Here is a 4,460-nt window from a genome sequence, read left to right as displayed (position 1 = left end):
GCAATGATCGCCCTCATGACCCGCCGACTCACCGGCGAAACCACCCCGACCTGGCGCGGAACCTGAGCCTCGAAACCAGGGACGAAACGCCCAGTAAAGAGGTAACGGGTCCACACACCAGTCCGAGCCCCGTCGACCGTGGCACGGTCTGATCCTGCCGGTCCGGGCCCTCAAGATGAAACACGACCCGGAGCGGGGCCTGTGCTGCAAACCTTGCAAGGTCCATGCGGACAAGCCTATGACAGCCTCGAGCTGCGGAGATGGCTCAGGCAGCAGGTCCTGCCCCGGATCGCTGGCAAGGGCATCGAGTCGAGCCGGATCCTGGGCCGCTACCGCTGGGCGATCGAGCGCACGATGGCCGGGCTCACCGGCTACCGCCATATCGCCCTCCACACGAACGCAACCACCTGCTCTACCTGGCCTTCTGCGACCTCGCCGCCGTCATCACGCCCCACACACGACTAACGAATTTCACCACGTACAATAAAGTCCAAAGCTCCGCCCCTTTCACGCCTCCGTGTACATTCTATTTCAAGGCGTTTTCAGCGGTGATACTGTTGAGGTATGCCGCCGTAAGGCTTGTCGAAACAGGGTCGGAAGCGACCCGACCTGATGGCGACCGTCGCTGCCTGGGTGCGGTTTACGACGCCCAGCTTGGACAATATCGCTCTCACGTGATCCTTGACGGTGCCAAGTTCCAGGCCGAGCAAGTTTGCTATTTTTTCGTTGCTGAAGCCATCTCCGATCAGAGTCAGGACATCGATTTCCCTCGAAGTGAGGATCTCGAAGCTCGGCAAGGTGGGGTCGGCCAGGGGTGGACGAAGAAGGTAATCCTCCAGCGCGTTCCATTTAGCGGCAGGCCAGAAGACCATTCCACCGCTCAACAATATGCGCACGGAGTTAACTAGATCCCTAGTGGTAATCGTCCGCGAAAGAATTCCGCCAGCGCCAGCCTGCAAGAGCCTGTGGTGGTGCTCCACGGTTGCGCAGGCCATGATGACCGCAACAGGAATCGGATTCGCGGAAGAACGCGCATTCTCGATAAAGGGAATATAATCCGCGCATTTTTCGTTTTCAGACACGTAGTAGACGGCCGCCTGAGCGCCTCCGCTTGCCATGTGCGCGGCGAGCTCGCTTCGAGGGAAAGCACCGAAGCAGTCTAGATCCGGGGCCAAATTAATAACCGACCGAAGACACTCCCTTACGAAGGGCGATTCAGCCGAAGCTAGGACACTGGTGGACATGGAGCGTTCTCCTCAATGTCGTTCCGGACCCCCTACCCGATTTCCCTGAGTTCAGGTTTGGCTGCTCGAGCGACTCTAGAGTTCTCGCCGCCATAGGGGGGAGTTCTGCGGTGCGCCACCATTATTCCCGCCCGTCGCCGCCAGTTGTAGAATTAATGAACAAGACCTCCTTGGGCTGAGGTGAAGAACTTTTCAAGTGCGACAGCCCTGCCACTGGAGAACCGAAAAGGGGAACGATGGGCAACGGCCACACGCGCTGCCAGGGTTCGTCTTTAGAGCTGATCCAGTGAGGCTGGACGGCATGTTCTCCCGGGTGCTCCACGCGATCCAGGCCGAGAAGGATGCGACCGGGGACATCGACTGGCAGGTCTCGGTCGACTCCACCGTCGTGCGCGCCCACCAGCACGCCACGGGCGGCAAAAGGGGGCCGTCGACCGGGGCGAAGCGGGTGATCACGCCCTCGGCCGATCCCGTGGCGGACTGAGCACCAAGCTCCACCTCGCCTGCGACGGCCGCGGCCGCCCGCTCGGCTTCACCCTGTCCGGCGGCAACACCAACAACTGCACCCGCCTCGAAGCCGTCATGGAAGCGATCCGGGTCCCAAGGGTCGGGCCGGGGCACCCGCGGACCCGGCCCGACCACCTGATCGCCGACAAGGGCTACAGCTCCCGCAAGATCCGCGCCTACCTTCGCCGACGCGGCATCCCCCACACCATCCCCGAACGCGTCGACCAGGCCAACGGCCGCCTCACCCGCGGCTCTCGCGGAGGCCGGCCACCCGGCTTCGACCGCAAGACCACCGGCACCGCAACGTCGTCGAACGCCGCTTCAACCGGCTCAAGCAATGGCGCGGCCTGGCCACCAGATACGACAAGACCCGCGAGTCCTATCAGGCCGCCGTCACCATCGCCTCGATGCTGCTCTGGATTTGATCTATGAAGACGACGCCTAGAGCCTGTGTGATGTCGTGATCAATCCTCGGGTTCTGCCAGTGCTTTGGGGCGGAATCCGGTAGGAACGTTGGCTGTGACGCGTAGGCAACTCTCCGACGATCAGTGGGGTTTGATTGAGCCGTACCTGCCGATCGGCAGGTACGGGCCCTACCCCGAACGGCTTCGCGACCAGTTCGAGGGAGTGATCTGGCGGTTCCGTTCCAGCGCCCAGTGGCGGGAGATGCCCAGCGAGTTCGGTCCCTGGTCCACGGTCTTCGGGCGGTTTCGGGTCTGGCGGGACGCCGGCGTGTTCAGTGCCCTGCTCGAAGGCCTGATCGCCGAGGCCGCCCGCGCCGGGAGGACCGATCTGTCGCTTGTCGGCGTGGACTCCACGACCGTCCGTGCCCACCACGACGCGGCCGGGATGCTCGTGGACGGCGAGCTCCTGCTCGCGCTCGAGGAGGCCGTGCGCGAGCAGGAGGCAGCCCGACAAAAAGGGGCGAGCCGCAGGAACAGAACGGACAGGACGAGCGCGGACGGGTCCGCCTGCGACGCAGGCTCCGTCTGAAGCAGGCCCTGCTCGGCAGGTCCAGGGGCGGGCTGACCAGCAATGTCCATCTCGCCGCCGACCGCCGGTGCCGGCCGCTCGCGCTCGTCCTGACCGCGGGGCAGGCCGGCGACAGCCCGCAGTTCGTCCCCGTCCTCGCCCAGGTGCGCGTGCGAGGGCCCGTCGGCCGACCCCGCACCCGGCCCGGCGCGGTCGCCGCGGACAGGGCCTACTCCTCCCGCGCCAACCGCGCCTACCTGCGCAAACGCGGTATCAAGGCCGTCATCCCCGAAAAGCGGGACCAGGCCGCCAATCGCAAGAAGAAGGGCAGCAGGGGCGGTCGGCCCGTCGGCCACGACGCCGACCTCTACAGGGAGCGCAACACCGTCGAGCGCCTGATCAACAAGCTGAAGGCCTGGCGAGGCATCGCCACCCGCTGCGACAAGAAGCCCGAAAGTTACCTCGCCTGCCTCCATCTCCGTGCCTCGATGATCTGGGTCGACGACCTCCTGCGAGATGCCAAGTGATCACAACCTCACACAGGCCCTAGTACTCCAGCAGGACTTCTCCATTTCCGCTGGTCAACGGCCTGGGAGTGGGGAGTGTAGCGGGCGGAGGGTCTGTCAGGGGCGGTCTTCATGAGGCCGCCCCTCGATCGTGTGCAGCCGGCGTTGGTAGTGGCAACGCCGGGGCAGGCTCCGGCTGTGATCAATGAGTTGGAAACCCAGCTGTGGGACCGTGAACTCGAGAACCTCCTCCTCCGCGTCGGCGTTCACTTCGGCCGTGTGGACGCGCGCCGTCGGATGCGCGACTACATCCGTGGCCTGCTCGGCCCGGTCGGCCGCAAGAACGGCTGGCAGCTGGCCGAATACGCTGGCCACGCCACCCCCGACGGCCTCCAGCACCTGCTCGCCAGGGCCCGCTGGGACGCGGACGAGATCCGCGACGAGCTCCAGCACTATGTCGCCGAACGCCTATTAGGGGTTGGTCAGGTTCGTCTTGGTGTGGCGTGTCAATTGGTGGGTTGTGTCGTTGAGGGTGTGTGACACCTGGGGAGACGGCTGAGGTCCGGGAGGACCTGGAGGCGTTCACGGCGGAGCTGTTCGAGGCGTTCACCCGTAACGATGGCCGGCCAGGCCGGGAAACAGGCCGTCAGGACCGGCGCCGCCCACCTGGCCTCCGTCATCCACGCCGCCGCGCAGGCGGAAGGCCTGCCCGGCCACTTGGCGGCGGTCGTCACCGTGGTCGGGCAGGACGGCCCTGGCCGGGCGCGCCGGTGGTGTGGCTACGGGTGGCCTATGCGGCCGGCCTCCATCTGTACCCGGACGTCGGCGCCGTCCTCGACCAGGCCGTCCGGCTCGACACCGCCGTGACCGGCGGGCCGCTGCCGCTCTCGACGGTGACCGGAGCGTCCTACAAGTGGCGCTGACCTCACGCACGATGTTCTCGGGAACGGAAGTTGCCGGTGGGTGCGGCGCGGCATAGTGCGGGGGGGCCACTACTCCCGCCCGCCTGGACCTGCCCGCGCGCCGACGCGGCCACGCCCGGCTGATCGCCGCCCTGACCACCACGATCGGGGCCTGCGCCTCGGCGGCGCAGGCGCTGTACCAGCCCGTCGCCGACGCCCCGCCCGGACAGGAGAGCCCCGATCGGCGTCCCCCGGCCGGCGGCACCGGGCCCTTCCCGATCCCCAGGACGGTCCGTGGCGACACCCTCCGCCGCGTCGAGCTCCGCCGC

The 4,460-nt window shown here is 66.3% G+C and carries 2 protein-coding genes and 3 pseudogenes; 4 read left to right on the top strand and 1 reads right to left on the bottom strand.

The window, feature by feature from the left end; translation table 11 throughout:
- Positions 1–542: 542 nt before the first annotated feature.
- Positions 543–1,244: a response regulator transcription factor gene (locus tag ABZ449_RS41730; RefSeq protein ID WP_360357294.1), complete on the bottom strand. Its 702-nt coding sequence runs from the start codon at positions 1,242–1,244 to the stop codon at positions 543–545.
- Positions 1,245–1,539: 295 nt separating this feature from the next.
- Here ABZ449_RS41730 and ABZ449_RS41725 point away from each other — a divergent pair.
- The 4 genes and pseudogenes from ABZ449_RS41725 to ABZ449_RS41710 form a co-directional block, all read left to right on the top strand.
- A pseudogene (locus ABZ449_RS41725) lies at positions 1,540–2,176 on the top strand (IS5 family transposase); the annotation flags it as partial.
- 94 nt (positions 2,177–2,270) lie between these two features.
- Positions 2,271–3,250 (top strand): annotated as a pseudogene (locus tag ABZ449_RS41720) (IS5 family transposase).
- Positions 3,251–3,400: 150 nt separating this feature from the next.
- Positions 3,401–3,700 (top strand): annotated as a pseudogene (locus ABZ449_RS41715) (transposase); the annotation flags it as partial.
- A gap of 314 nt (positions 3,701–4,014) precedes the next feature.
- Complete coding sequence (locus ABZ449_RS41710) at positions 4,015–4,152, top strand: hypothetical protein (protein ID WP_360357291.1); 138 nt, start codon at positions 4,015–4,017, stop codon at positions 4,150–4,152.
- Positions 4,153–4,460 lie beyond the last annotated feature (308 nt).

This window comes from Kitasatospora sp. NPDC005856 (assembly GCF_040629945.1).
Taxonomy (GTDB): Bacteria; Actinomycetota; Actinomycetes; order Streptomycetales; family Streptomycetaceae; genus Kitasatospora.
The sequence above is the reverse complement of the archived record's forward strand: the minus strand, read 5'-3'. Positions and strand labels throughout refer to the sequence as shown.

Excerpts from the sequence above, each read along its gene's own strand:
- ABZ449_RS41730 (WP_360357294.1), bottom strand. The coding sequence starts at position 1,244 with ATGTCCACCAGTGTCCTAGCTTCGGCTGAATCGCCCTTCGTAAGGGAG.